This is a genomic window from Mycobacterium sp. E2327, assembly GCF_001672675.1.
Taxonomy (GTDB): domain Bacteria; phylum Actinomycetota; class Actinomycetes; order Mycobacteriales; family Mycobacteriaceae; genus Mycobacterium.
Map to the genome: position 1 here is coordinate 54,140 of NZ_LZKE01000057.1, position 24,060 is coordinate 78,199.

The 24,060-nt window shown below is 69.1% G+C and carries 22 protein-coding genes; 14 read left to right on the forward strand and 8 right to left on the reverse strand.

The genetic code is table 11. From position 1 onward, the window contains the following. The 4 genes from narI to A5712_RS32430 all read left to right on the forward strand — a co-directional run bounded on the left by narI (position 1) and on the right by A5712_RS32430 (position 7,246). Complete coding sequence (narI, locus tag A5712_RS07480; protein ID WP_156766458.1) at positions 1 to 741, forward strand: respiratory nitrate reductase subunit gamma; 741 nt, start codon at positions 1 to 3, stop codon at positions 739 to 741. Positions 742 to 886: 145 nt separating this feature from the next. Next, positions 887 to 2,776, forward strand: a complete 1,890-nt coding sequence (gene typA / locus A5712_RS07485) for a translational GTPase TypA (protein WP_068103082.1) — start codon at positions 887 to 889, stop codon at positions 2,774 to 2,776. 67 nt (positions 2,777 to 2,843) lie between these two features. Next, entirely contained in the window at positions 2,844 to 4,730 is a 1,887-nt protein-coding gene (locus A5712_RS07490; protein ID WP_197519325.1) for an ABC transporter family substrate-binding protein, read from the forward strand. Between the two features lie 233 nt (positions 4,731 to 4,963). Further along, positions 4,964 to 7,246: a PE family protein gene (locus A5712_RS32430; protein ID WP_068103083.1), complete on the forward strand. Its 2,283-nt coding sequence runs from the start codon at positions 4,964 to 4,966 to the stop codon at positions 7,244 to 7,246. On the opposite strand, the gene A5712_RS07500 is transcribed toward A5712_RS32430, so the two are convergent. After that, positions 7,243 to 7,848: a TetR/AcrR family transcriptional regulator gene (locus A5712_RS07500; protein WP_068103084.1), complete on the reverse strand. Its 606-nt coding sequence runs from the start codon at positions 7,846 to 7,848 to the stop codon at positions 7,243 to 7,245. The two genes, A5712_RS32430 and A5712_RS07500, sit on opposite strands and share 4 nt — an antisense overlap. 66 nt (positions 7,849 to 7,914) lie before the next feature. Between A5712_RS07500 and mshB the strand changes: the two genes are divergently transcribed. Then, a complete protein-coding gene (gene mshB, locus A5712_RS07505; protein ID WP_068103085.1) occupies positions 7,915 to 8,817 on the forward strand; it encodes an N-acetyl-1-D-myo-inositol-2-amino-2-deoxy-alpha-D-glucopyranoside deacetylase in 903 nt (300 codons plus the stop codon). 92 nt (positions 8,818 to 8,909) lie between these two features. Further along, positions 8,910 to 9,371 (forward strand): hypothetical protein, encoded by a 462-nt coding sequence (locus tag A5712_RS07510; protein ID WP_068103087.1) that lies wholly within the window; start codon positions 8,910 to 8,912, stop codon positions 9,369 to 9,371. Positions 9,372 to 9,380: 9 nt separating this feature from the next. Here the strand turns inward: A5712_RS07510 and A5712_RS32435 are convergent, their stop codons facing one another. Then, positions 9,381 to 10,469: a PE family protein gene (locus A5712_RS32435; protein ID WP_068103089.1), complete on the reverse strand. Its 1,089-nt coding sequence runs from the start codon at positions 10,467 to 10,469 to the stop codon at positions 9,381 to 9,383. A gap of 236 nt (positions 10,470 to 10,705) precedes the next feature. Between A5712_RS32435 and A5712_RS07520 the strand changes: the two genes are divergently transcribed. Beyond that, positions 10,706 to 13,273, forward strand: a complete 2,568-nt coding sequence (locus A5712_RS07520) for a bifunctional FO biosynthesis protein CofGH (RefSeq protein WP_156766462.1) — start codon at positions 10,706 to 10,708, stop codon at positions 13,271 to 13,273. Between the two features lie 109 nt (positions 13,274 to 13,382). Then, the gene (locus tag A5712_RS07525) at positions 13,383 to 14,150 is read left to right on the forward strand and encodes a maleylpyruvate isomerase N-terminal domain-containing protein (protein ID WP_068103125.1); all 768 of its coding nucleotides are present in this window, start codon (positions 13,383 to 13,385) and stop codon (positions 14,148 to 14,150) included. Positions 14,151 to 14,163: 13 nt separating this feature from the next. On the opposite strand, the gene A5712_RS07530 is transcribed toward A5712_RS07525, so the two are convergent. After that, positions 14,164 to 14,496 (reverse strand): hemophore-related protein, encoded by a 333-nt coding sequence (locus A5712_RS07530; RefSeq protein ID WP_067151130.1) that lies wholly within the window; start codon positions 14,494 to 14,496, stop codon positions 14,164 to 14,166. 372 nt (positions 14,497 to 14,868) lie between these two features. On the opposite strand from A5712_RS07530, the gene fdxA reads away from it, so the two are divergent. The 3 genes from fdxA to A5712_RS07545 are packed head-to-tail and all read left to right on the forward strand — an operon-like array spanning position 14,869 to position 18,672. Continuing rightward, positions 14,869 to 15,195, forward strand: coding sequence for a ferredoxin (fdxA, locus tag A5712_RS07535; protein WP_068103127.1), 327 nt, complete (start codon positions 14,869 to 14,871; stop codon positions 15,193 to 15,195). 8 nt (positions 15,196 to 15,203) lie between these two features. Then, complete coding sequence (gene dapC, locus A5712_RS07540; protein WP_156766459.1) at positions 15,204 to 16,289, forward strand: succinyldiaminopimelate transaminase; 1,086 nt, start codon at positions 15,204 to 15,206, stop codon at positions 16,287 to 16,289. Positions 16,290 to 16,326: 37 nt separating this feature from the next. Next, the gene (locus A5712_RS07545; protein WP_369830369.1) at positions 16,327 to 18,672 is read left to right on the forward strand and encodes an amino acid permease; all 2,346 of its coding nucleotides are present in this window, start codon (positions 16,327 to 16,329) and stop codon (positions 18,670 to 18,672) included. Positions 18,673 to 18,695: 23 nt separating this feature from the next. Here A5712_RS07545 and A5712_RS07550 read toward each other — a convergent pair whose 3' ends face one another. From A5712_RS07550 to A5712_RS07565, 4 genes are all read right to left on the reverse strand, one after another. Continuing rightward, a complete protein-coding gene (locus tag A5712_RS07550) occupies positions 18,696 to 19,340 on the reverse strand; it encodes a GAP family protein (protein ID WP_068103095.1) in 645 nt (214 codons plus the stop codon). 29 nt (positions 19,341 to 19,369) lie between these two features. Further along, a complete protein-coding gene (locus A5712_RS07555; RefSeq protein WP_068103097.1) occupies positions 19,370 to 20,497 on the reverse strand; it encodes a YeiH family protein in 1,128 nt (375 codons plus the stop codon). 4 nt (positions 20,498 to 20,501) lie between these two features. Then, a complete protein-coding gene (locus A5712_RS31265; RefSeq protein ID WP_173817477.1) occupies positions 20,502 to 20,639 on the reverse strand; it encodes a hypothetical protein in 138 nt (45 codons plus the stop codon). 117 nt (positions 20,640 to 20,756) lie between these two features. Continuing rightward, positions 20,757 to 21,560, reverse strand: a complete 804-nt coding sequence (locus tag A5712_RS07565; RefSeq protein WP_068103101.1) for a Stf0 family sulfotransferase — start codon at positions 21,558 to 21,560, stop codon at positions 20,757 to 20,759. Between the two features lie 51 nt (positions 21,561 to 21,611). On the opposite strand from A5712_RS07565, the gene A5712_RS32325 reads away from it, so the two are divergent. The 3 genes from A5712_RS32325 to A5712_RS07575 all read left to right on the forward strand — a co-directional run bounded on the left by A5712_RS32325 (position 21,612) and on the right by A5712_RS07575 (position 22,643). After that, complete coding sequence (locus A5712_RS32325; protein WP_255404396.1) at positions 21,612 to 21,734, forward strand: hypothetical protein; 123 nt, start codon at positions 21,612 to 21,614, stop codon at positions 21,732 to 21,734. Then, positions 21,731 to 22,198, forward strand: a complete 468-nt coding sequence (locus A5712_RS07570; protein ID WP_068103103.1) for a hypothetical protein — start codon at positions 21,731 to 21,733, stop codon at positions 22,196 to 22,198. Before A5712_RS32325 ends, A5712_RS07570 begins: the two co-directional genes overlap by 4 nt. Before the next feature lie 130 nt (positions 22,199 to 22,328). After that, a complete protein-coding gene (locus A5712_RS07575; RefSeq protein ID WP_156766460.1) occupies positions 22,329 to 22,643 on the forward strand; it encodes a hypothetical protein in 315 nt (104 codons plus the stop codon). A 48-nt stretch (positions 22,644 to 22,691) separates the two neighbouring features. On the opposite strand, the gene A5712_RS07580 is transcribed toward A5712_RS07575, so the two are convergent. Then, on the reverse strand, positions 22,692 to 24,060 hold a 1,369-nt coding region (locus A5712_RS07580), incomplete at its 5' end, for an HNH endonuclease signature motif containing protein (protein WP_068103132.1).

Below are 24,060 nucleotides of genomic sequence, written 5' to 3' on the forward strand. Positions count from 1 at the left end.
ATGGTGCACATGAAGCTGATCGAGATCTTCTGGGACGACGTGCCCTACGTCGCGCTGGCAACCGCCGCCGTCGGCACCTGGTGGCGCTACCGCTACGACAAGTTCGGCTGGACCACCCGCTCGTCGCAGCTCTACGAGTCCAAGCTGCTCTCGATCGGCAGCCCGCTGTTCCACTTCGGCAGCCTGGCCGTCATCATGGGCCACGTCATGGGCCTGTTCGTCCCGGAGTCCTGGACGCGGGCGGTCGGGATGAGCGATCACATCTATCACCTGCAGGCGCTGCTGCTCGGCGTGCCCGCCGGCTTCGCGACCATCGTCGGCATCGGGCTGCTGATCTACCGGCGGCGCACTCACGGGCCGGTGTTCGCGGCCACCACCCGCAACGACAAGCTGATGTACGCGGTGCTCGGCTGCGCGCTGGTGGCGGGGCTGTGCTGCACCCTGGCCGGCGCCACCCACTTCGGCGAGCTGCACGACTACCGCCAGAAGGTGTCGGTCTGGTTTCGGTCGATCTGGATCCTCGATCCGCGGGGCGATCTGATGGCGCACGCGGCGTTCTACTACCAGATTCACGTGGCGATCGCGCTGGCGTTGTTCGCGCTCTGGCCGTTCACCCGGCTGGTGCACGCGTTCAGCGCCCCGATCGGCTATCTGTTCCGCCCCTACATCGTCTACCGCAGCCGTGACGTGGCCGACACCGACGAGCTGATCGGGTCGGCGCCCCGCCGCCGCGGCTGGTGATGTGGTCGAGTATGCAGCCATGGCTTTTGGTGTGTATCCAGGCTGACGACACGCCGGAGGTGGCGGCCCTGGACGCACACTGAACGGGCGGCCCACCGGGTCGGCCGGTTCGCTATCTGAGGCCCCCGCTGCCAGAATCACCGACGTGCCATTCCGCAACGTCGCCATCGTCGCCCACGTCGACCACGGGAAAACCACCCTGGTCGACGCGATGCTGCGGCAATCCGGGGCGTTGCACCACCGCGGCGACGACACCCAGGAACGCATCATGGACAGCGGTGACCTGGAAAAGGAAAAGGGCATCACCATCCTGGCCAAGAACACCGCCGTGCACCGCCACAACAGCGACGGGACGGTCACGGTCATCAACGTGATCGACACCCCCGGCCACGCCGACTTCGGCGGCGAGGTGGAGCGCGGGCTGTCCATGGTGGACGGCGTCCTGCTGCTGGTCGACGCCTCCGAGGGCCCGTTGCCGCAGACCCGGTTCGTGTTGCGCAAGGCGCTGACCGCGCATCTTCCGGTCATCCTGGTCGTCAACAAGACCGACCGGCCCGACGCCCGCATCGCCGAGGTCGTCGACGCCAGCCACGACCTGTTGCTCGACGTCGCGTCGGACCTCGACGACGAGGCGGCCAAGGCCGCCGAGCACGCCCTGGGCCTGCCGACTCTGTACGCGTCCGGGCGGGCGGGCATCGCGAGCACCGAGCAGCCGGCCGACGGCGAGGTGCCCGCCGGCGACAACCTCGACCCGCTGTTCGACGTGTTGATGGAGCACATCCCGCCCCCGTCGGGCGACCCCGAGGCGCCGCTGCAGGCGTTGGTGACCAACCTCGACGCGTCGGCCTTCCTCGGCCGGCTCGCGCTGATCCGCATCTACAACGGCAAGCTGCGCAAGGGCCAGCAGGTCGCCTGGATGCGTGAGGTCGACGGGGTGCCGGTGATCACCAGCGCCAAGATCACCGAGCTGCTGGCCACCGAGGGCGTCGAGCGCAGCCCCACCGACGAGGCGATCGCCGGCGACATCGTGGCGGTGGCGGGCATCCCCGAGATCATGATCGGCGACACGCTGGCCGATCCCGACCACGCCCACGCGCTGCCGCGCATCACCGTCGACGAGCCGGCGATCTCGGTGACGGTCGGCACCAACACCTCGCCGCTGGCGGGCAAGGTTTCCGGCCACAAGCTCACCGCGCGGATGGTCCGCAGCCGGCTGGACACCGAGTTGGTCGGCAACGTGTCGATCCGGGTGGTCGACATCGGCCGGCCCGACGCGTGGGAGGTGCAGGGCCGCGGCGAGCTCGCCCTGGCCGTGCTGGTCGAACAGATGCGCCGCGAGGGCTTCGAACTGACCGTCGGCAAGCCGCAGGTGGTCACCAAGACCATCGACGGTCAGCTGCACGAGCCGTTCGAGGCGATGACGATCGACTGCCCCGAGGAATTCGTCGGCGCGATCACCCAATTGATGGCCGGCCGCAAGGGCCGGATGGAGGAGATGGCCAACCACGCGGCCGGCTGGGTCCGGATGGATTTCGTCGTGCCCAGCCGCGGCCTGATCGGCTTCCGCACCGACTTCCTCACCCTGACCCGCGGCACCGGCATCGCCAACGCCGTGTTCGACGGCTACCGGCCGTGGGCGGGGGAGATCCGGGCCCGCCACACCGGCTCGCTGGTTTCCGACCGGTCGGGCACCATCACGCCGTTCGCGCTCATCCAGCTCGCCGACCGGGGCCAGTTCTTCGTCGAGCCCGGGCAGGACACCTACGAGGGCATGGTCGTCGGAATCAACCCGCGCCCAGAGGATCTCGACATCAACGTGACGCGCGAGAAGAAGCTGACGAACATGCGGTCGTCGACCGCGGACGTCATCGAGACGCTGGCCAAGCCGCTGGAGCTCGACCTGGAACGGGCCATGGAGTTCTGCGCGCCCGACGAATGCGTGGAGGTGACCCCCGAGATCGTGCGGGTGCGCAAGGTCGAGCTCGACGCCACCTCCCGGGCCCGCAGCCGGGCGCGGGCCAAGGCGCGGGGCTAGCGGCTTGGCGCCGGGCCGCGTCACGGGCGTGGTTGGCCGGGTTGCTGAGCAGCTGCTCGATACCCTGATGGGCGTGCCGAGACGAGCCAGCCGCCTGTTCCTGAGGGTCGGCGTGCTGGTCTCGCTGGTCGGGCTGGTGCTGGCGGCGTGCACGGTCAACCCGCCGCCGGCGCCGCAGAGCACCGACACGCCGCACAATTCGGCGCCGCCGCCGCAGCGGCCCACCCAGATCATCATGGGCATCGATTCGATCGGCGCCGGGTTCAACCCGCACCTGCTGAGCGACCTGTCGCCGGTGAACGCGGCGATCAGCGCGCTGGTGTTGCCCAGCGCGTTTCGGCCGGTGCCGGATCCCGCCACGCCGACGGGGTCGCGCTGGGAGATGGACCCGACCCTGTTGGTGTCCGCGGACGTGACCAGCCAAAACCCGTTCACCGTGACCTACAAGATCCGGCCCGAGGCGCAGTGGACCGACAACGCGCCCATCGCCGCCGACGACTTCTGGTACCTGTGGCGCCAAATGGTCAGCCAGCCGGGGGTCGTCGATCCGGCCGGGTACGACCTCATCACCGGGGTGCAGTCGCTCGAGGGCGGCAAGCAGGCCGTCGTCACGTTCGCGCAGCCGTATCCCGCGTGGAAAGAGCTGTTCAGCAACATCCTGCCGGCCCACATCGTCAAGGACGTGCCGGGCGGATTCGCGGCCGGGTTGGCACGGGCCCTGCCGGTCACCGGCGGCCAGTTCCGGGTGGAGAGCATCGACCCGCAGCGCGACGAGATCCTGATCGCCCGCAACGACCGCTACTGGGGACCGCCGGCCAAGCCCGCACTGATCCTGTTCCGCCGGGCCGGCGCGCCGGCCGCCTTGGCCGATTCCGTGCGCAATGGCGACACCCAGGTCGCTCAGGTGCACGGCGGCTCCGCGGCCTTCGCGCAGCTGTCGGCCATCCCGGACGTGCGCACCGCGCGGATCGTGACGCCGCGGGTCATGCAGCTCACGCTGCGCGCCAACGAGTCCAAGCTGTCCGACGCTCAGGTCCGCAAGGCGATCCTGGGCCTGCTCGACGTCGATCTGCTGGCGGCCGTCGGCGCCGGCAGCGACAACACGGTCACGCTGGACCAGGCCCAGATCCGCTCGCCGAGCGACCCCGGCTACGAGCCGACGGCGCCGCCCGCGATGACCACGCCCGCCGCGCTGGCGTTGTTGGAGAGCTCCGGATACAAGGTCGAACCCAACACGTCGACGTCGCCGGCGCCGACCCCTGCGAGCACCGGGCCGCCCGAGGTCACCCGCGGCCGCATCAGCAAGGACGGCCAGCAGCTGTCGCTGATCATCGGGGTGGCGGCGAACGACCCGACCTCCGTCGCGGTGGCCAACACCGCCGCCGACCAGCTGCGCAACGTCGGCATCGCGGCGACGGTGCTGGCGCTGGACCCGGTGACGCTGTACCGCGACGCGCTGAACAACAACTCCATCGACGCGATCGTCGGCTGGCACCGGGCCGGGGGCAACCTGGCGACGCTGCTGGCCTCGCGCTACGGCTGCCCCGCGCTGCAGACGACGACGGTCCCGACCTCGAACGTGGCCACGACCACCCCCGCGGCCGGGCCCACGCCGTCCACCGGGCCCGCCACCACCGTCACGACGCCGACGTCGGCACCGCCCAGCCGCGCGCCGGAGCCCGGTGCCCTGGTGCAGGCGCCGTCGAACCTCACCGGAATCTGCGACCGCAGCATCCAGTCGAACATCGACGCCGCGCTGAACGGCACCAAGAGCATCAACGACGTGATCACCGCGGTCGAGCCGCGACTGTGGAACATGTCCACGGTGCTGCCGATCCTGCAGGACACGACGATCGTCGCGGCCGGCCCCAGCGTGCAAAACGTCAGCCTGTCCGGCGCGGTCCCCGTCGGCATCGTCGGAGACGCCGGCCAATGGATCAAAACCGGGCCGTAAACGCCATTTAATTGGTATTGAAAACAATCATTTTCCAAAAAATGGGTATCTAATACCGCCGTCCCAAAAAAGGTAACGAATTAATTACGGGTCGCCGAATTCAATACCTGCAAAGCCAGTTCGTGCAAACAAACGTTTTCACAACACCATTTCGATACGCTGCGGCCATCGCTGAACGGCTGCTCGGGAAAACAGTCGCCAGCGGTCACGTGGGGTGAATCGGGGAGGTCGAAGTGTCATTTCTCATCGCAGCGCCAGAGCTGATTGCCGATGCCGCAACGGATTTGGCGAACCTTGCGGCCGCCATCGGTTTGGCCAACACCGCGGCGGCGGTGGCGACGACGGGACTGCTACCCGCGGCCGCCGATGAAGTTTCGGCGGAAATTGCCGCATTGTTCTCCTCGCACGCCGCGGGCTACCAGCAACTCAGTGCGCAGGCCGCGGTATTCCACCAGCAGTTCGTTCAAACTTTGAGCGCGGGGGCGGGCGCGTATGCGGCCGCCGAGGTGAACGTCGTGCAGACGCTGGCGAGCGCGGTGCCCGCGCTCGGCATCGACTTCAGCGCTGGGATCTCGGGGCTGGCGGCCAGCCTCAGCGCCGACATCAACGCGATCGGGCTTTCGGTCAACGCCGCGCTGTCGGGCAACTTGGGCTTGGGCGGCAGCCTGGGCGGCCTGGCGCCCCTCGGTGCGGCGATCGCGACCAACGTGAACGGCGGGCTGACGGCGCTGGCGCAGACCGGCGGCGCGATCGCGACGAACATCGGTAACGGGCTGTCGGGGCTGGCGGGCGGCTTTAACGCCGCGCTGCCCGGGCTGCAGGCCAGCCTGAGCGGCGGGCTGTCGGGGCTGAATGCTTCGCTGAACGCCGCGCTGTCGGGCAGTTTGAGTGGCGGCCTTTCGGGCCTGGTGCCGCTCGGCGCGGCCTTGGCGACCGGCTTCAACACCGGCCTCTCGACCTTGGTCCAAGCCGGCAACACGCTGGCGGCGAACCTCGGCGCCGGCCTGGCCGGCGGACTGGGCCTCGCGTTGCCGGGCCTCGTGGCCAGCCTCAGCGGCGGGCTTGGCGGCCTGAGCGCCTCGATCAACGCCGCGCTCTCGGCCGGCCTCGGCGGCAGCCTGTCGGGCCTCGGGCCACTCGGCGCCACCCTGGCGGCGGACATCGGCAGTGGGCTGTCGGGATTGGCCCAGACGGGCGGTGCGCTGGTGACGAGCCTGACCGCCGGGTTCCCGGGCCTGCAGGCCAGCCTCACCGGTGGGCTCGCCGGGCTGAACGGCGCCATCAACGCCGCGCTCTCGGGCGGCTTCGGCGGCAGCCTGTCGGGTCTCGGCGCCGCCCTGTCCGGTGCCTTGCAAACCGGTGGGTCCCTGATCGCCAACCTCAGCGCCGGGCTGCCGGCCCTGTCGGGTGGCCTCACCCTGCCGGCCAACCTGACCGTCGCGCTCAACGCGCTGGGCGGCGCGCTCGGCTTGAGTCCCAGCCTGGGCGTGAACATCATGGCCGGGCTCAACGGGCTCAGCGCTCAGCTGAACCTCGCCTTGAACGGCGGCCTCAGCCTCGGGCTCGCCGGGCTTCCAACGCTGTTCGCCAACCTGGTTGCGCCCTGGCAGGTGCTGCTGACGGCGCCCAACGTACCCGCGTTCCTGACCCAGCTGCAGGCGATGGAGGTCGGCTTCAACACGTCGCTGATCACCAACGAGCTCGGCCTCAACACGGCCCTGGTCGCTCAGGAGACGGCGATCGAGACGGCGCTCTTCGGCGGCACGGGTGCCCTGGGTGGCGCGCTCGACAGCGCCTTCAACTTCTGGAACCTGCTGCTGGGCACCGGCGAGGTGACCTTCGACAGCATCTTGGGCGCGCAGCTTCCGACCGGCGGCGCCATCCTGGCCAGCCTCTCGGTCGGCGCGCCGGCCAATCTGATCGCCGGGGGCACGCTCGGCGGGTTCCTCGGCGCCCTGGACACCAAGTTCCTGTGGGATCTCGACGTCGTCAGCGGGATAGCGACCTCGTTGACCGGCAACGGATCCCTCCAGGCCGCGTTGACAGCGGGGATCAACGCGGCAGGCTTGCAGGCGTCGTTGAACGCGATGCTCAACGGATCGCTGTTCGCGGCGGGACCCAACCTCGGTGTGGCGCTGGTGGCGGCGCCCACCGCGGGGTTGCAGGGCCTGGCGTCGGGTCAGATCAACTTCCTGTCCAACCTGATTCCTTCCGAGGCCGCGTTCAACGCCAACCTGGTGAGCAACGAAGTGGCTTGGGAGACAGCGACATTCGGGACCAACACCGCTTTCAACGGCGGGCTGAACCGGCTGTTCAACATCCCCAACCTGTTGCTGCTCACCGGCGAGCAAACGATCAACAGCTTCGTGGGCGGCGTGCAGTTCCCGGCGGTCGGCACGGTCCTGACCGGTACCGGTGCGCAGGTGTTCAACGGCGGCAACATCGGCGGGCTGGAGGGCATCTTCGACCAGACCCTGGCCGCCGGTGCCGACTTCGCCGGACTTTTCATGGCCTAGGTCTGAGGAGCCGCCCGCGGCGGGATCACCGTGTCGACCACCAGCGCCAGTTCGCGCCGGTTCGGTGGTTCCCCGGTGAGCAGGAAGTGTTGGTTGATCAACGCCGGCCCGACGCGCGCGGTCAGCGGCGTGATCTTGGCGGGGTCGAGGTCGCCGTCCTCGACGGCGGCCCGCAGGATCGATTCGATCACCTTCAGGCGCGGGGCCACCACGGCGTCGGCGAAGATGGTGCGCATCTCCGGTTCGTGCAGCAGCTGCTGGACCACGTACATGCCGGGAAAGGTGGTCTTTCCGGCCAACATGTCGCGGTGCGAGGTGAACATTGTCAGCAGGTTCTCCCTGGCCGACCGGCCGGAGCGCGGCTCGGGCGTCGGCGGCAGCGCGTAGACCAGGGCGGCGTGCACCAGGTCGTGCTTGCTGCACCAGCGCCGGTACAGCGCCGCCTTGCCGGTGTGCGCCCGCGCCGCGATGCCCTCCATCGTCAGACCGCCGTAGCCGACTTCGGCCAACTCGACCAGCGTGGCCTCGTAGAGCGCACGTTCGAGCACCTCGCCACGTCGGCGGCTCCGGACGCTGCTCCGGCCCTGGGTCAGCTGCGGCATTTCTCGATAGTAGCCGCCCGCGTTCCTATTCGCCGAGCCTCGGCGAGACGGGGGTAGGGTGCCTGCATGCCCGAGACTCCCCGGCTGCTGTTCGTCCACGCGCATCCCGATGACGAGAGCCTCGCCAACGGCGCCACCATCGCGCATTACACCGCCCGCGGGGCGGACGTCCGCGTCGTCACCTGCACGCTCGGCGAGGAGGGCGAGGTCATCGGCGACCGATGGGCCGGGCTCGCCGTCGACCGCGCGGACCAACTGGGCGGCTACCGGATCGGCGAGCTCACGGCCGCGTTGCGGGCGCTGGGCGTCGACGCGCCCCACTATCTGGGCGGCGCGGGCCGCTGGCGTGACTCGGGAATGGAGGGCACCCCGCCGCGGGGTCGCCAGAGGTTCATCGACGCCGACGAACGCGAGGCCGTCGGCGCACTGGTCGCCGTCATCCGCGAGCAGCGCCCCCACGTCGTCGTGACCTACGACCCGAACGGCGGCTACGGCCATCCCGACCACATCCACACCCACACCGTGACGACCGCCGCGGTCGCCGCCGCCGCCACCGACGATTACCCGGGCGAGCCCTGGGCGGTGCCCAAGTTCTACTGGACGGTCCTGGCCACGAGCGCGTTCCAGGCCGGCTGGCGGGATCTCGATCGGAAAGACCTGCTGCCTGACTGGATGGTCCCGCCGCAAGAGGAGTTCGACTTCGGATACGCGGATGTCGACATCGACGCCGTCGTGCAGGCCGCCCCGGATGCGCTCGCGGCGAAGATCGCCGCCCTGGCCGCCCACGAAACCCAGCTCGTCGTCGGCCCGACGGCCCGCGCCCTTGCGCTGTCGAACAACTTCGCGCTGCCCATCCTGCCCGACGAGCACTACGTGCTGGTGGAAGGCTCCGCGGGGGAGCGCGACGGGCGCGGATGGGAGACGGACCTGCTCGCGGGACTCGGTTTGACCGCGGCCGCAACGCGGTAGGCTGCCAAACAGGCAGCCACGGAAGGAATTCGCATGGACCCCGACCTGGACCCCAATATGCAGCATTGGCAGGACCGGCTCGACAGCCTGCAGTGGGTCATCGGCTCGATACTCGCCAACGTCGACAGCGTCCCGACCTGACCGAAACCAAGCCACGCGCCGCGTCCATCCAGGACGGCGGCGCCACGGATCCCGCGATTCGTTTCGTCGTTTTGGCGCTGCTGGCTGTGGACGGGATCCTCTCGGCGCTGGCCGGCGCGATGCTGCTTCCTTCCTATATAGGTTCGATTCCGTTCCCCATCAGCGCGCTGGTCAGCGGGCTCGTCAACGCGGCACTGGTGTGGGCCGCCGGCCTGTGGACCCGCTCCGCGCGGGTGGCCGCGCTGCCGCTGTGGACGTGGCTGCTGACGGTCGCCGTGCTGAGCATGGGCGGTCCCGGCGACGACGTGATCCTGGGGGGTCGGGGACTGATGGCTTATGGTGCCCTGGTCCTGATCGCGCTGGGCGTCGCGCCCCCGGTGTGGGTGCTGTTCCGGCGCGGACTGCGGGGCTGACGGCCCGGGTTACGGGAAGAAGGGCGGCAGCGGCGGCAGCGGCGGGAGGAAGCTGAGCGCCCAGTAGATCTCGGTGTTGATGAACTGGTTGATCGACGCCGTGGTGGCATCCCAGAAGTTGGCCAGCCCTTGCGCGAAGCTGATGCTGCCCTGCAGCCAGTCGATGGTGTTGAACAGGCCGGCCTGCACCATGGGCTCGAAAAGGTCGTAGAAGAAATAGATCTGGGGGGCCAGCCAGCCGACGTAGGGCAGGTAACCGACCGCGTACGCGGCGAGGTCGAAACCGTACTGCACATACGGCTCGACGAGCAGGTACCCGGCCTTGATCGCGTCGCCGATCGACCCGGACGCCGCCGGCACGACCGCGGCGTTGGTCATGGCGGCCGGTGTGACGAGCGCGCTGGCCGCGGTGAGGGCGCGGATGCCGCCCGTCGGCAACAGCGCGCCGGCTTCACCGGCAAGCGCCGAAAGGCCACCCGGTAGACCGGAGCCCAGCAGGCCGGCGCCGCCCAGGAAGTTGGGGCCCGCCACCACGCTCTCGACCTCGTTCACCGCGGCGGACAGGCCGCCGCCGACCATGCCGGCGACACCGCCCCCGCCCACCAGTCCGGCGCCGCCCAGGAAGTTGGAGCCGGCCACCACGCTCTCCACGCGGTTCACCGCATTGGCCACGGCGCCGCCGACGACGCCCGCGACGCCGCCGCCACCGCCGCCGAGCAGCGACGCGGCGGGCGCGTTCACCGCGTTGGCGAGGCTCTCCGCGGCGCCGGGCAGCGCCGCGGCGGGCGCGTTGACCGCACCGGCGAGGTTCTGCGCGGCACTGGACTCGGCCGCCGCGAACGCGTTCGCGCCGGAGCTCAAGGTCTGGACAAATTGCTCGTGAAACTGCGCGATCTGCGCGCTGAACTGCTGATATCCCAGCCCGTGCTCGGAGAGGAACGCCGCGACCTGGGCCGACACGGCGTCGGCAGCCGAGGCCGCGACCGCGGACGTGGGGGCCGCCGCCGCCGCGCTGGCGCTGTTGATGGTCGAACCAATGCCAGCCAAGTCCGAAGCCGCTGCCGCCAGCGCCTCCGGGGTGGCGAATAGGAACGACATTCGGTACCTCCCTGGATAGGACGGATGCTATCTCGATCGCTGCTGGCCGGCGGGCAAGTTCGTCAAACACTTAACTAATGGAGCCCCCGCGCGCGGGGGCCGCGACGCCGGGATGTCGACCGCAGACCGGCGGGAGCCTGGCGCTACTGTTGCGCGTATGGCACCGCCGCCCAGAGCTGCACAGGTTGGGCCGAACGGATGAAATTCGATCGTGGGGAAGTTACACCAACGTGCCACTGACACCGGAGCCTCCGGCGCCCACCGCGCTGCCTAGCCCCGTCGTTCCGCCCAAGGCCAGCGCGTCGGCGTTGCGGCGCGTTTTGCGGCGGGCCCGGGACGGGGTCGCGCTCAACGTCGAGGAGGCGGCCGTCGCCATGACCGCGCGCGGCGAGGACCTCGCCGATCTGTGCGCGAGCGCCGCGCGGGTGCGCGACGCGGGCCTCGAGTCGGCGGGGCGGCGCGGGCCGGGCGGGCGGCTGCCGATCAGCTATTCGCGCAAGGTGTTCGTCCCCGTCACCCATCTGTGCCGGGACAGCTGCCATTACTGCACGTTCGTCACCGTCCCGGGCAAGCTGCGCGCGCGGGGCGCCGGCATGTACCTGGAGCCCGACGAGATACTCGACCTCGCCCGTCGCGGGGCCGAACTCGGTTGCAAGGAAGCGCTATTCACCCTCGGCGACCGGCCGGAGGACCGGTGGCCGGAGGCGCGGGAGTGGCTCGCCCAACGCGGCTACGACTCGACGCTGTCCTACGTGCGGGCGATGGCGATCCGGGTCCTCGAGGAAACCGGGTTGCTGCCGCACCTGAACCCCGGCGTGATGAGCTGGTCGGAGTTGTCGCGGCTCAAGCCGGTGGCGCCGTCGATGGGCATGATGCTCGAGACGACGTCGCGGCGGCTCTTCGAGACGAAAGGGCTTGCACACTACGGCAGCCCGGACAAGGACCCGGCCGTGCGGCTGCGCACCCTGACCGACGCCGGGCGGTTGTCCATTCCGTTCACCACCGGGCTGCTGGTCGGCATCGGCGAAACGCTGGCCGAACGCGCGGACACCCTGCACGCGATTCGCAAGTCGCACAAGGAGTTCGGGCACGTCCAGGAAGTGATCGTGCAGAACTTCCGGGCCAAGGAGCACACCGCGATGGCGGCGTTCCCCGACGCCGGGATCGAGGACTACCTGGCGACGGTGGCGGTCGCGCGGCTGGTGCTCGGCCCGGGCATGCGCATCCAGGCGCCGCCCAACCTGGTGTCGCGCGAGGAGTGCCTGGCCCTGATCCGCGCCGGGGTCGACGATTGGGGCGGCGTCTCGCCGTTGACGCCCGACCATGTCAATCCCGAACGTCCCTGGCCCGCCTTGGACGAGCTGGCCGCGGTCACCGCCGAGGGCGGGTATGACCTGGTGCAGCGGCTGACCGCGCAACCCAAGTATGTCCAGGCCGGCGCGGCGTGGATCGACCCGCGGGTGCGCGGACACGTTCTGGCCCTGGCGGATCCGGCGACCGGCCTGGCCCGCGACGTCAACCCGGTGGGCATGCCGTGGCAGGAGCCCGACGACGTGGAGTCCGCCGGCCGGGTCGACCTCAATGCGGCGATCGACACCGAAGGCCGCAACACCGCGGCCCGCAGCGACCTCGACAGCGCGTTCGGCGATTGGGAATCGATCCGCGCGCACGTGCACGAGCTGGCCGTGCGCGCCCCAGAGCGTCTGGACACCGACGTGCTCGCCGCGCTGCGCTCGGCCGAACGCGATCCGGCGGGGTGCACCGACGAGGAGTATCTGGCGCTGGCGACGGCCGAGGGCCCGGCGCTGGAAGCGGTTGCCGCCCTGGCGGATTCGCTGCGACGCGACGCCGTCGGCGACGACGTGACCTTCGTCGTGAACCGCAACATCAACTTCACCAACATCTGCTACACCGGGTGCCGCTTCTGCGCGTTCGCCCAGCGCAAGGGCGACGCCGACGCGTATTCGCTGTCCACCGAGGAGGTGGCCGACCGCGCCTGGGAGGCGCACGTCGAGGGTGCCACCGAGGTGTGCATGCAGGGCGGGATCGACCCCGAACTGCCGGTGACCGGGTACGCCGAGCTGGTGCGCGCCGTCAAGGCCCGGGTGCCCTCGATGCACGTGCACGCGTTCTCGCCGATGGAGATCGCCAACGGGGTGACCAAGAGCGGGTTGAGCATTCGCGAGTGGCTGATCAGTCTGCGCGAGGCCGGCCTGGACACCATCCCCGGCACCGCCGCGGAGATCCTGGACGACGAGGTGCGCTGGGTGCTCACCAAGGGCAAGCTGCCCACCTCGTTGTGGATCGAGATCGTCAGCACGGCGCACGAGGTGGGCCTGCGGTCGTCGTCGACGATGATGTACGGCCACGTCGACACCCCGCGGCACTGGGTGAGCCACCTCAACGTGCTGCGGGACATCCAGGACCGCACGGGCGGTTTCACCGAGTTCGTCCCGTTGCCGTTCGTGCATCAGAACTCGCCGCTGTACCTGGCCGGCGCGGCGCGGCCAGGCCCGAGCCATCGCGACAACCGGGCGGTGCACGCGCTGGCGCGGATCATGTTGCATGGCCGCATTTCTCACATCCAGACCAGCTGGGTCAAGCTCGGGGTCGAGCGCACGCGGGTGATGCTCAACGGCGGCGCCAACGACCTGGGCGGGACGCTGATGGAGGAGACCATCTCGCGCATGGCCGGGTCCGAACACGGGTCGTCGAAGACTGCGGCCGAGCTGGCCGCGATCGCCGAAGGCATCGGCCGCCCGGCACGCCAGCGCACCACCACGTACGCCCCGCTCGCCGCGTAGCTTCCCGTCGCGAGGGCGCGCGTTTGTACGGCGACACGCCGGGAAGCGCGGCATTTTGCGCGCGCTCACCAACGACTATGTGTCGGTGCCCGCGGGTATACCCGAGCCCGTGAAGCGACACATCGATCAAGACCGGTTCCCGGAATGGCAGCCCTTCCTGGACGCGGTGCAGCGGCGTCGCCCCGAGTCGGGCACCTGGTGCGAAGCGTGGACGGTGCGCGACATCGTCATCCATCAGGCTGGAAACGCCGAGGAGCTCGCCCGGGTGCTGGGAGCCCACCTGGAGGGCGAACCCGTCGGCACGCGCGGCTTCGAGGAACGAGAGGCCCCGCTGCGCGCGATGAACGACGCCGACCTCTGGGACGCGCTGCACGACCGGATGGCCACGCTGGACGAGGTCGCGGCCGCCGCCGAGAGCGTTCCCGTGGACACCGACGTCGCCTGGACCGGGCGCACCATGAAGGTGCCCTGGTTCGCCGAGCACATGCGCGAGGAACTCGTCCTGCACGGCTGGGACATCACCGGAGATGACGACACCGGGTTCGCCGCCCGGCTCGCCGAGCCCTGGATGACGACGCACAGCGTCGTCGCGGTGGGACGCCCGCTGCTCGCCAAGGGCGCCAAGTCGCTGGAACCGGGCGAGCGAATCGAGGCGCGGCTGCGCGTCTTCGGCAGCGACGACGTGGTGCTCACCGCGGACGCCGACAAGACCTCAATCGGAATGGCCGGGCCCGAAGGCCCGGCCACTCTCGAAACCGACTCCGCCGCAAGGGTTTTACTGCTCTGGGGTCGCCGCCCCGGAAACCCGTCGCGGATTTGCAGTGACGCGGGCCCCGAACTGCTGGGCCAGGTGCGCCGACTGCTCAGCGGCTACTGACGCGCTGGCGCGCTCAGTAGTTGTTGCAGCTGCCGGCCACCGACAAGACGTCGTTGAAGTACGGCGCGGCCTGCGGCATGGCCTGGATCTGGTGGGCCATCTGCAGGCGCTTCGGCGGCGGCGAGGCCAGGAACTGGTTCAAGTAACTCACCGCGATCGGCGACGCGGTCAGCTGCGCCGCAGCAGCCGGATCCGTCGCGTTCAGCGCGGCCATCACCTGCCCGTAGTTGCACGTCGTGTTGATGACCGGATCCAGCGGATCGGCGGATGCGATCCCGGAGCCGGCGGTCAACGCAAAAGCAACACCCCCAGCAACAGCGGCCAGTTTGGTCAACGACAGCTTCACCATTTTGTGGACCTTCCCCATTTCAATGCACCGTCGATAAACGGCGACGACATTGCCCAACGGTTGCCGTCTGCGGTCGAGGCTACCAGGCTCCGTGAGCAATCTTCTATCGCAAGCGTTATCGCACAGGAAGTTCTAATCGTAACTATGCGCAGGTCAGGGCGTTATACACGGGTGTTCGCCCTCGGTGAAATGCCGCAGGGGCCGCCGCACCCGGCCCGGCCCCGACACGTCAGCGAACCGCCGGGGTGCCGAGTGGTTGACGTGTATGTGCAACGTCTAGTATCAGTAACCGAATGCTTGCGCTGACGCGGCCGGAGCGCCGCGGCGAGCCGAACCGCAGCCCACACGCAGTACATGGAGGAGATGTCTGTGACGTACACGATCGCCGAACCCTGCGTCGACATCAAGGACAAGGCATGCATCGAGGAGTGCCCAGTCGACTGCATCTATGAGGGTGCCCGGATGCTGTACATCCACCCCGATGAGTGCGTCGACTGTGGGGCCTGTGAGCCCGTCTGCCCCGTCGAAGCGATCTATTACGAAGACGACGTGCCGGAGCAGTGGAGCCAGTACACACAGATCAACGCCGACTTCTTTGCTGAGCTGGGGTCGCCGGGTGGCGCCGCGAAGGTCGGCCTGACCGAGAACGACCCGCAGGCCGTCAAGGACCTGCCGCCCCAGGGCGAGGGCGACTGAGCGGAACGGTGTCGGCGTCCCTGCCGGAGTTTCCCTGGGACACGCTGGCCGACGCGAAGGCGCGGGCCGCGGCGCATCCGGACGGAATCGTCGACCTGTCCGTCGGCACCCCGGTAGACCCGGTCGCGCCGCTGATCCGGGAGGCGCTGGCGGCCGCCAGCTCGGCCCCGGGGTACCCCGCCACCGCCGGCACGGCGCGACTGCGCGAAGCGGCGGTCGCCGCGCTGGCCCGCCGTTTCGGGATCACCGGGCTGACCGAGGCGGCCGTGCTGCCGGTAATCGGCAGCAAGGAACTCATCGCCTGGCTGCCCACGCTGCTGGGCCTGGGCGGCGGGAACCTGATCGTGGTGCCGGAGCTGGCCTACCCGACTTATGACGTGGGCGCGCGGCTGGCCGGGGCCCCGGTTCTGCGCGCCGACTCGCTGACCCAGGTGGGCCCGCAATCCCCGGCGCTGTTCTACCTGAACTCGCCGAGCAACCCGACCGGGCGGGTGCTGGGCGTCGACCACCTGCGCAAGGTCGTCGGATGGGCGCGCGAGCGGGGGGTGATCGTCGCCTCCGACGAGTGCTACCTGGGCCTGGGCTGGGACGCCGAACCGCTGTCGGTGCTGCATCCCTCGGTGTGCGACGGCGACCATACCGGGCTGCTCGCGATCCACTCGCTGTCGAAGAGCTCGTCGCTGGCCGGTTATCGGGCCGGCCTGGTCGCCGGGGATCCGGCCCTGGTCGGCGAGCTGCTCGCCGTGCGCAAACACGCCGGGATGATCGTGCCGACGCCGGTGCAGGCCGCCATGGTGGCCGCGCTCGACGACGACGACCACGAGCGGGTGCAGCGCGAGCGGTACGAACGGCGGCGCGCCGCCCTGTTGCCCGCGCTGCGCTCCGCCGGTTTCGCTATCGACCATTCCGAGGCCGGCCTCTATCTCTGGGCCACCCGCGGCGAGCCGTGCCGGGACAGCGTCGCGCGGCTCGCCACCCTCGGCATCCTGGTGGCGCCCGGCGACTTCTACGGCCCGGGCGGTGCCCGGCACGTGCGGGTCGCGCTGACCGCCACCGACGAGCGCATCGCCGCGGCGGTCTCGCGGCTGACTTAGCCCGTCCGCCCGCCGCGCGGACCGGCCGGGCGGCAGAATGCAGGTCGTGACAACTTCGCCGAGCAAGGTCCCGATCCCGACGTCGGTCGGGGACATCGCCAAGCGCGTGTTTCTCGGGAAGCCGCTGATCACCGAGAAGCTGACACACGAGAGGCTTTCTAACGGGGTTGCGCTCGGCGCGCTTGCACCCGACGCGATCTCGTCCACCGCCTACGGCAGCGAACAGATCCTGATCGAGCTGCTGCCGGCTGCGGGGCTGGCGGCATTCACGTTGTTGTTGCCCATTAACGGCGTGATTTTGGTGATCCTGGCTTTGGTGGCCGCGTCCTACCGCCAGGTTGTGATGGCCTACACCCGTGCGGGCGGCTCATACATCGTGGCACGCGAGAATTTCGGGCCCCGGGTGGCGCAGGTCGCCGCCGCCGCGTTGTTGATTGACTACGTGGTCACCGTGGCGGTGCAGACGGCCGCGGGCACGGTGGCGGTGGTGTCGGCGATCCCGGTGCTCGGTCCCTACAGCCTGGCGATCACGGTGGGTGTGGTGATCGCCATGTGCTATGCAAACCTGCGCGGGTTGAAGGAAGCGGGGCGGCCGTTCGCCGTTGCGACGTATTTCTTCGTCGCGATGATCGGCTTGACCATCGTGACCGGCGTCATTCGCGAAATATTTTGGGGATTACCGACTTACGACGCGGAGCGCATCGCCGGGGCGGTGCCGGTTCATCGAGGGGACGGCCTGGTGATGGGCGCGACGGTGCTGGTGTTGCTGCGCGCGTTCGCCAACGGCGGTTCGTCGCTGACGGGGGTCGAGGCGATCTCCAACACGGTCAACGTCTTCCGTAAGCCGCAGGGACGCAACGCCCGCCGGGTGCTCACCATCATGGCGTGCATACTCGGGTTCTTGCTGGCCGGCGTCGCCTACCTGACGTTCGTCACCCACGCGACGCCGTTCGAGGCCGGATATCCGTCGGTGCTGTCGCAGGTTGCCCGCGCGGTTTTCGGCAACGGGGCGATTGGCAACGTCCTGTTCATTCTCGTGCAGGCGTCGACCGCCGCCATCCTGTTCACCGGCGGTAATACCAGCTTCAACGGATTCCCCGCGCTGGCGAGCTTCGTCGCCGAAGACCGCTTCCTGCCGCGCCAGCTGATGAAACGCGGCCACCGCCTGGTGTTTTCGAACGGCATCATCACGCTGACGGGGCTTTCAGTGGTGCTGTTGCTGGCGACCGGCGGCTCGGTCACCGCCCTCGTCCCGTTCTACGCGATCGGCGTATTCACCGGTTTCTCGATGGCCGGCTACGGGATGACCAAACATCATCTCACCCATCGGGAGGCGGGGTGGCGACGGCGCCTCGCGATCAACCTGTCCGCGGCGATCCTGTCGACCATCGTGGTGGGAATCTTCGCGGTGGCGAAGTTCACCGAGGGTGCCTGGCTGGTGGTCGTGGTCTTTCCCGTGCTGGTGTTCGCGCTGACGCGGCTGAACCGCGAATACCGCGCCGAGGCGGCCATCCTCGAGATGTTCCGCACGGACCGCCCCGAATTGGTGAAGTACGCCCGGCACAAGGTGTTCGTGTTCGTGAACTCGCTCGACCTCGCGGTCATCGAAGCGCTGCGCTACGGCAGGGGGCTGCGCGCCGACGAATTGGTCGCGGTGCACTTCATGGTGGACGACGCCCACGCGAAGGCGTTGCGAAAGCGTTGGGACGACTTCGATCTCGACACTCCGCTGCGGGTGGTCGACTGCCCGGACCGCCGGGTCACGCGTGCCGCGCAGGTGCTGGTCGCCAAGGCGCGCGACGAACACCGGAACACCAACGTCACCGTGCTGCTGCCGCGCCGGACTTACGCCCCGCTGTTGGGGCGCCTGCTGCACGACCGCACCGCCGACAAGGTGGCCCGGGCGGTCAGCCTGATCCCGGACGCCGCGGCGACCATCGTTCCCTACGACGTGGATTCGCGGATCAAGGAGGCTTACCCCGAAGGGTTCGAGCAACGAATCTCCCGCGAGCTCGACAAGATCGAGGCGTGGGTCTCGAGGGACGAGGAACAGGAAGTCGAAGCCTACGAACACCCCGATCGGTCGGCGTCGGTGATCACCGTCGGGGGTCTTATTCCCGGGCAGCGCGCCACCTTTGAGGGGCGGGTCAACGAAGTCGAGGACGTCAACGAACGCAGGCGCACCGTCCGGCGCGTCGTCGTCGGCGACAACAGCGGCGAGATCTGCGTGACATTCCGGCACGGGCGCGGCGGCGCCGACATCCAGCCCGGCCAGCTGCTGCGGATCACCGGCAAGCCCCGGCAGAGCGGCACCCAACCGATGGCGCTGATCGACCCCGCGTATCACATCATCGAGGACCCCGCGAAGGCGGCCGGGTCGTGAAACGACCGGCGGCCGTGACGGATTCAAATACCGGCTAGGCCGACCGCCAGCAGGACGCACCCGACCGCGGCCAGCAGGGCGGTGACTTCGATGCGGCGGCGCGACCGGATCCAGTTGTGCAGCGCCGCCATCGAGTCGCGCGTCGCTTGGGGCGCCAACAGGTAGACCACCAGGGGAATCTCCACCAGAGCGAATGCCACGGCGTTGAACATCAGCAGCGCGCCGACCTGCGTGGCGGCCGCGGCACCCGACGCCAGGATGACGGCCAGCGCGGCCAGATAGTCGACCGACGGCAGCGCGATGCCGAGGCCGGCCGCGCCCGCCACCCACAGCGACCGCCCGGTCACCAGCCGCTGCGCGCGCGTCGTCACCGTTTCCGGAACGGCCACCCGGTTGCGGGTCAGGACCAGGGCGCCCGCGGCCAACAGCGCCAGCACGCCGATGCAGATCTGCACCCTCGGCAGCGTGAGGTACGTCGACCACAGCAGCCTGCGCCGCAAGACGAACAGCACGACCAGGCCCACGCTCATGCCCATCGCGAAGCCACCGCAGAGGAACGCCAGCAGCTGCAGGATCGGCCGTGGCCGGTTCAACATCAGCACCGTCATGCCGATCCGGAAGGGTTCGAGGCTGACGGCGACGGCCATCACCAGGATGGTGATCCACATTGCGGGCCAGGTTACCGCCCGGGTATCCGCTAGGCCGTTACGCCCCAATGCAAGACGCGCGAGGTGAGCAGGACGATGCCGAGCGACACCGTCGCGACGACGGTGAGGCCGATGACCGCGACGACCAGCGGGCGCCACCCGGTGCGGGCGATCTGCCGGATGTCGGTGTTGAGCCCCACCCCGGCGAACGTGAGCAGGAACGCCCACTTCGACACGTTGGCCAGGTTGGCGGTTTGGCCCTTGGTCAGCCAGTGCGCGGTGGCGATCGCCGAGACCGCCAAGAACCCCAGCACGAACTTCGGGAACTTCTTCCAGACGAACACGGCCTTGGCCTTGAAGCCGGGGGCGATCTCGTCGGCCTGCCCGCGCGCGGCCCAATACAGCGCGAAGCCCAGGACGACGAACCCGATCAGCGCGTTACGGGTCGACTTGACCAGCACGGCGATCTTGCCGGCGTGATCGGAGAACAGATAACCCGTGGCGGTCGTCTCGGCGGTGTTGTCCACCGCCAACCCCGCCCAGATGCCGAATTCGCGATCCGTCAGGCCGATCGAATGTCCAAGCGGCGGCAGCACGAACAGCGCCACCGCGCCCAGCGCCAGGATCGCCGCGATCGCGTAGCCGACGTCGGAGTTGCGGGCCCGGATCGCGCCCTTGGCGGCGATGATCGCCGACACCCCGCAGATCGAGGTGCCGATCGCCAGCAGGGAGCCGAGCTTTCCGGACAACCCGAATGCGCGCGCGGCGACGATGATGATGGTTCCCGCGACCGCCATGTCGACCAGGATCTGGATCAGGCTCAGGCCGCCCAGCTTGGCGATGTCGCCGAGCACGAACCGGGCTCCCAGCACGACGATGCCGACCTTGAGCCAGAACTCGTAGGTCTGCACGCCGGGGCGAAATATCCGATGAAGGCCGACGGTGTTGGTGATCAGCAGGCCAATCACGATGGCCCACAACACGTATTCGATGTCGGGGACGCGCCAGTGTTCGTGCTTGGCCAGCGTGTTCCACCAGATCTGGGCGTACTTGCCGAGCAGGCCCACGCCGATGAGCAGCAGGATGCCCGGCACGTAATCCAGCGGCCGGCGGCTGGTGAAGGCGGGCTCGTCGAGCGCGTCTTCGTATTCTAGGGATTGGACGTCGGTGGTGCTCACGCGATCACCACGGAATCTTCGGCAGCACGTTGGCCACCGCCAATGCGGTGATCACGCCGGCGAGCAAGGTCGCCCACCAGTCCACCGACACCGAGCCGAGCCGCTCGCGCCAACCGAGCGGCTTCGAATCCTGTTCGCTCACGATGACATCGTTGTCCGGCCCGCGCCGGCGACCAAGCGATTGGCTCGCGCTGAATTTAGGTCGACGGCCCGGTCGAAACCGGCGGCGGCGCAAGGGCGGTGCCCGCGTTCGTCGCCGTCAGGTTGGTAGCCCGTCTCGCTCGGCGTCCGCGCGGTAGCGCTCCACCCACTCGTCGGAGCGTTGGTCGGCTTGGCGCTCCAGCACCGGCTGCGGCGCCAGCCGCGGGTCGAGCCCCAGTTCCTCGAGGATGGTTCCCACCACCTGAGTCAGGTTGCGCCACAACACCGGATAGGGAACTTCGATGCGTTTGACGTCTTCCTCGACGAACCAGGTCCGCCAGCCCTCCTCCTGAGCGCGCAGCATGCGGACGACATGCGCGATCGCCCCGGCGTGGTAGACGGCGCGCGCGTCGCGCGTCGGATCGGGCCTGCCGCGCCACACCCGCGTCTGCACCGCACGCCAGAACGACACGGCCTGGGAGACAACGTCGGGGCGGTGCACGTGGATGAGCAGCGGCTCTTCGCCGATCACGTCGCGGATCGCTGCCCGCAGGCCGTCGCCCGATCGATCGGGGAGGTCTTTCGCGCGGCTCAACAGCAGCGGCGTCTGGTTCCACATCAGCTTGCCGCCCCACACGCCGTTCGGGGTTCGCCCGACGGTGCGGATGTAGTCGCGCCAGACCTCGGCCGGCGCGAGGTCCGGCTTACCCTCGTCGAGCGGATCGAGCAGGCTCAGGATCGACGCGTCGTCCACATCGGCGAACCACTCCCGCGGCTGGGGGGCCTGGCTGGTGGTTTGCAGGTATTGGAAGAACTCCTGCGGCTCGCCGGCGACGCCGGTCGCGCGCAGCGATTCGACCAGCAGCGTGCTGCCGCTGCGCTGGGAAGCCAGCACCAAATATGACGACGGCTTTTCTGTCACCAAAGAAGCCTATCCGGATCGAAACCCGCTGCAAGACATGGAATTGTCTTCATGGTGAAGATAACTATTGTGGCGCGGCGGGCGGTGCCGGATGCGATGATTACCGGCGTGCAAAACTTGCCTTTCGGCTTGTTCATGCCGCACGCGAACATCGCGGAAAGGAGCACCGAATGAACGCGATCTCCGCGGCGGTTGGCGTTGCCGCCCCGGCCCTATTGCTTTTCGGCGCGGCGAGCGCGCACGCCGACGACAATTACCAGCAGTTCGCGTCCGCGTCGGGAAACATTCGATGCATTCTCAACGGCGAGGACGCTCCGCTGCCGATCGCCACGTGCCAGATCGGCGACCACATCTACCCGGTACCGCCGGGAGTGGGCCGGGACAAGAACGGGGGGCCGTGTCCGCCCGGATCGGATCTGGGTCGCGATTTCCGGCTCGACCAGGGCCAGGCTTCCTACGTCACCTGCACGTACTCGGCGCTCGGGTCGGGGGCGGGGTCGTGGCCGGCGCTCGGCGTGGGCCAGTCGAGATCGCTCGGCGCGATCACGTGCAGCAGCCAGCCCGACGGGGTGACGTGCACCGACGCCGGGACCGGGCATTTTTTCCGGGTGTCCCGCGAGTCGTATCAATTGGGCTGACGGAGTTATTCGACGCCTGTCTTTTAATGTAATAATTGTCGGTCGCGACAAATAGATTTCGAAATTCGGCGGGTTTATTTCGTTTAATTTCCGGGTCGCCCGGGTAAAACTCGACATGTCCCCTGAGAAATTGCACACACGCCAATACTGTGGCACCGGCCGGAGCGCCACCCGGGCCATCACCACCGTCGCGGCCGTCGGCCTGGCCGCCTGGTTCGGCACCGGCATCGCACACTCCGACACCAACCGCGAGCGGGAAGCGTGTGCGCTGATGGACGATCACGCCGACGCGATGATCCAGGGGTATTCCTCGTATGCGGCGCAGTACGCCTTCGTGGTGCTGTCCAAGGAAATGCCGCCACTGGATGCGGCGCACGTCCTGAAGGCCGCCACGATCGACGTCTGCCCCAACCATGCGCGCGATCTGCCGGTCGACTGGCAATAGGACGCCAGCCGACCGAAAAGACCGGCCGCGCATCGGGATCCGGGGCACTTAGAAGGGTGGCGGCTGATTGCGTTCGGCGACCCGATCGGCGTTGAGTGCGCGTTCGGCGTCGATGCGGCGAGTGCGGTCTTGCTCGCGGGTGCGGCGGCGGGTGGGCATCATGATGCCGCGGTCGCCCAGCGGTGGTAATGCCGTTGGGGCAGAGGGCAATTCGCCGGTCGGCAGACACAGCGTCGGAAACAGCAGCCGACTGCCCGGATAGGTTTTGTATTTGCGTCCGCTCGGCGAAGTCCACACCACGGTTCCGTCGGGCCACTGCTCGTCGCGCCAGCCGGGCCAGAACGTCTTGATCAAATGATGTTTGCGGCACAGGCATTTGAGGTTGGACGGATGGGTGAGCCCCAGGGGGTAGGGGATGGTGTGGTCGATGTCGGCGAATTCGGCGGGCCGGTCGCAGCCCGGGAAGCGACAGGTCATATCGCGACAGCGGATGAACCGCTGTAGCTGCGCCGAGGGCCGGTAGTTCGGTTCGGGTAAGGCATCGGTGGGAAAGCGCACCGGCGTGACCTTGGCTCCGCCGCGGATCAATTCGGCGACCATCGACGCGGGCAGCGTGCCGCCGCCGAGCAGGTGCGCGGCCGGGGGCCGCGGCGTGGGTGGCAGGTCGGGCTCGGGATCGGGGGCCAGGGCCTCGGCCAGGGTCATCTCCGGGGTGATCGGTCGCGACGGGCGCTCGCCGGAGGTGTGCGGGTCGGGCTGGGCGTCCAACGTGTCCTCGCGGGCGACGATGTGGACGGCGACCGCGCCGGCGCGCGGGTCGACCTCCCCGGCAGCGGGGCACTCGGCGCCACCGCAGGCGCAGGCGAGGTATTGACCCCCCGCGGCCAGGGCGCCCAGCGCGTCGGCCCGGCGCTGGTCGAGGGTGCGGGGATCGTCCCGGCACACCTGCTCGGCCATGTGGGTCAGTTGGCGCTCCAGCACGGCCGCGTCGGTGGCCAGCAGCGAACCCCACAGGGCTGCGGTGCCGGAATTGTCGTCTGCGGGGCTGATCGTGACGTGGCGCCCGCGCGCGCCGGCGCGGGCGCGGCGCAGGGCCCCGGGGTCGTGGCGATCCACGATGGCGTCGATGGCCTGCGCGGTCTTGCTCACCGACATCGGGCCGAAGAGCCTGGCGTCGGCGGCCAGCGCCTCGTCGACCAACCGCAGTGTGTCGGGGTCTTTGATCAGGTCGGTGTGCCAGACCATCGCCGAGGCCAGCCGCACGCTGATGGCGCCCTCGGCGAACAGGGCCGCGACCTTGGGCAAGCGGTCGCGCAGCGCCACCGCCAGATACATCTGCCCCGACGCCAGCGCGTGGCTGATGCCTTGCGCCGCAGCCACTTCGGCCGCTATCGCATCCCAGTTATCGCATGACCAG

What these genes read in the sequence shown, in the direction of transcription:
- A5712_RS32325 (WP_255404396.1), top strand. Translation starts at nt 21,612, where the DNA reads ATGGTGAAGATAACTATTGTGGCGCGGCGGGCGGTGCCGGATGCGATG.
- mshB (WP_068103085.1), top strand. Translation starts at nt 7,915, where the DNA reads ATGCCCGAGACTCCCCGGCTGCTGTTCGTCCACGCGCATCCCGATGAC.
- A5712_RS32435 (WP_068103089.1), bottom strand. Translation starts at nt 10,469, where the DNA reads ATGTCGTTCCTATTCGCCACCCCGGAGGCGCTGGCGGCAGCGGCTTCG.
- A5712_RS07490 (WP_197519325.1), top strand. Translation starts at nt 2,844, where the DNA reads ATGGGCGTGCCGAGACGAGCCAGCCGCCTGTTCCTGAGGGTCGGCGTG.
- A5712_RS07570 (WP_068103103.1), top strand. Translation starts at nt 21,731, where the DNA reads ATGAACGCGATCTCCGCGGCGGTTGGCGTTGCCGCCCCGGCCCTATTG.
- narI (WP_156766458.1), top strand. Translation starts at nt 1, where the DNA reads ATGGTGCACATGAAGCTGATCGAGATCTTCTGGGACGACGTGCCCTAC.
- A5712_RS07500 (WP_068103084.1), bottom strand. Translation starts at nt 7,848, where the DNA reads ATGCCGCAGCTGACCCAGGGCCGGAGCAGCGTCCGGAGCCGCCGACGT.
- A5712_RS07545 (WP_369830369.1), top strand. Translation starts at nt 16,327, where the DNA reads ATGCAGGTCGTGACAACTTCGCCGAGCAAGGTCCCGATCCCGACGTCG.
- A5712_RS07550 (WP_068103095.1), bottom strand. Translation starts at nt 19,340, where the DNA reads ATGTGGATCACCATCCTGGTGATGGCCGTCGCCGTCAGCCTCGAACCC.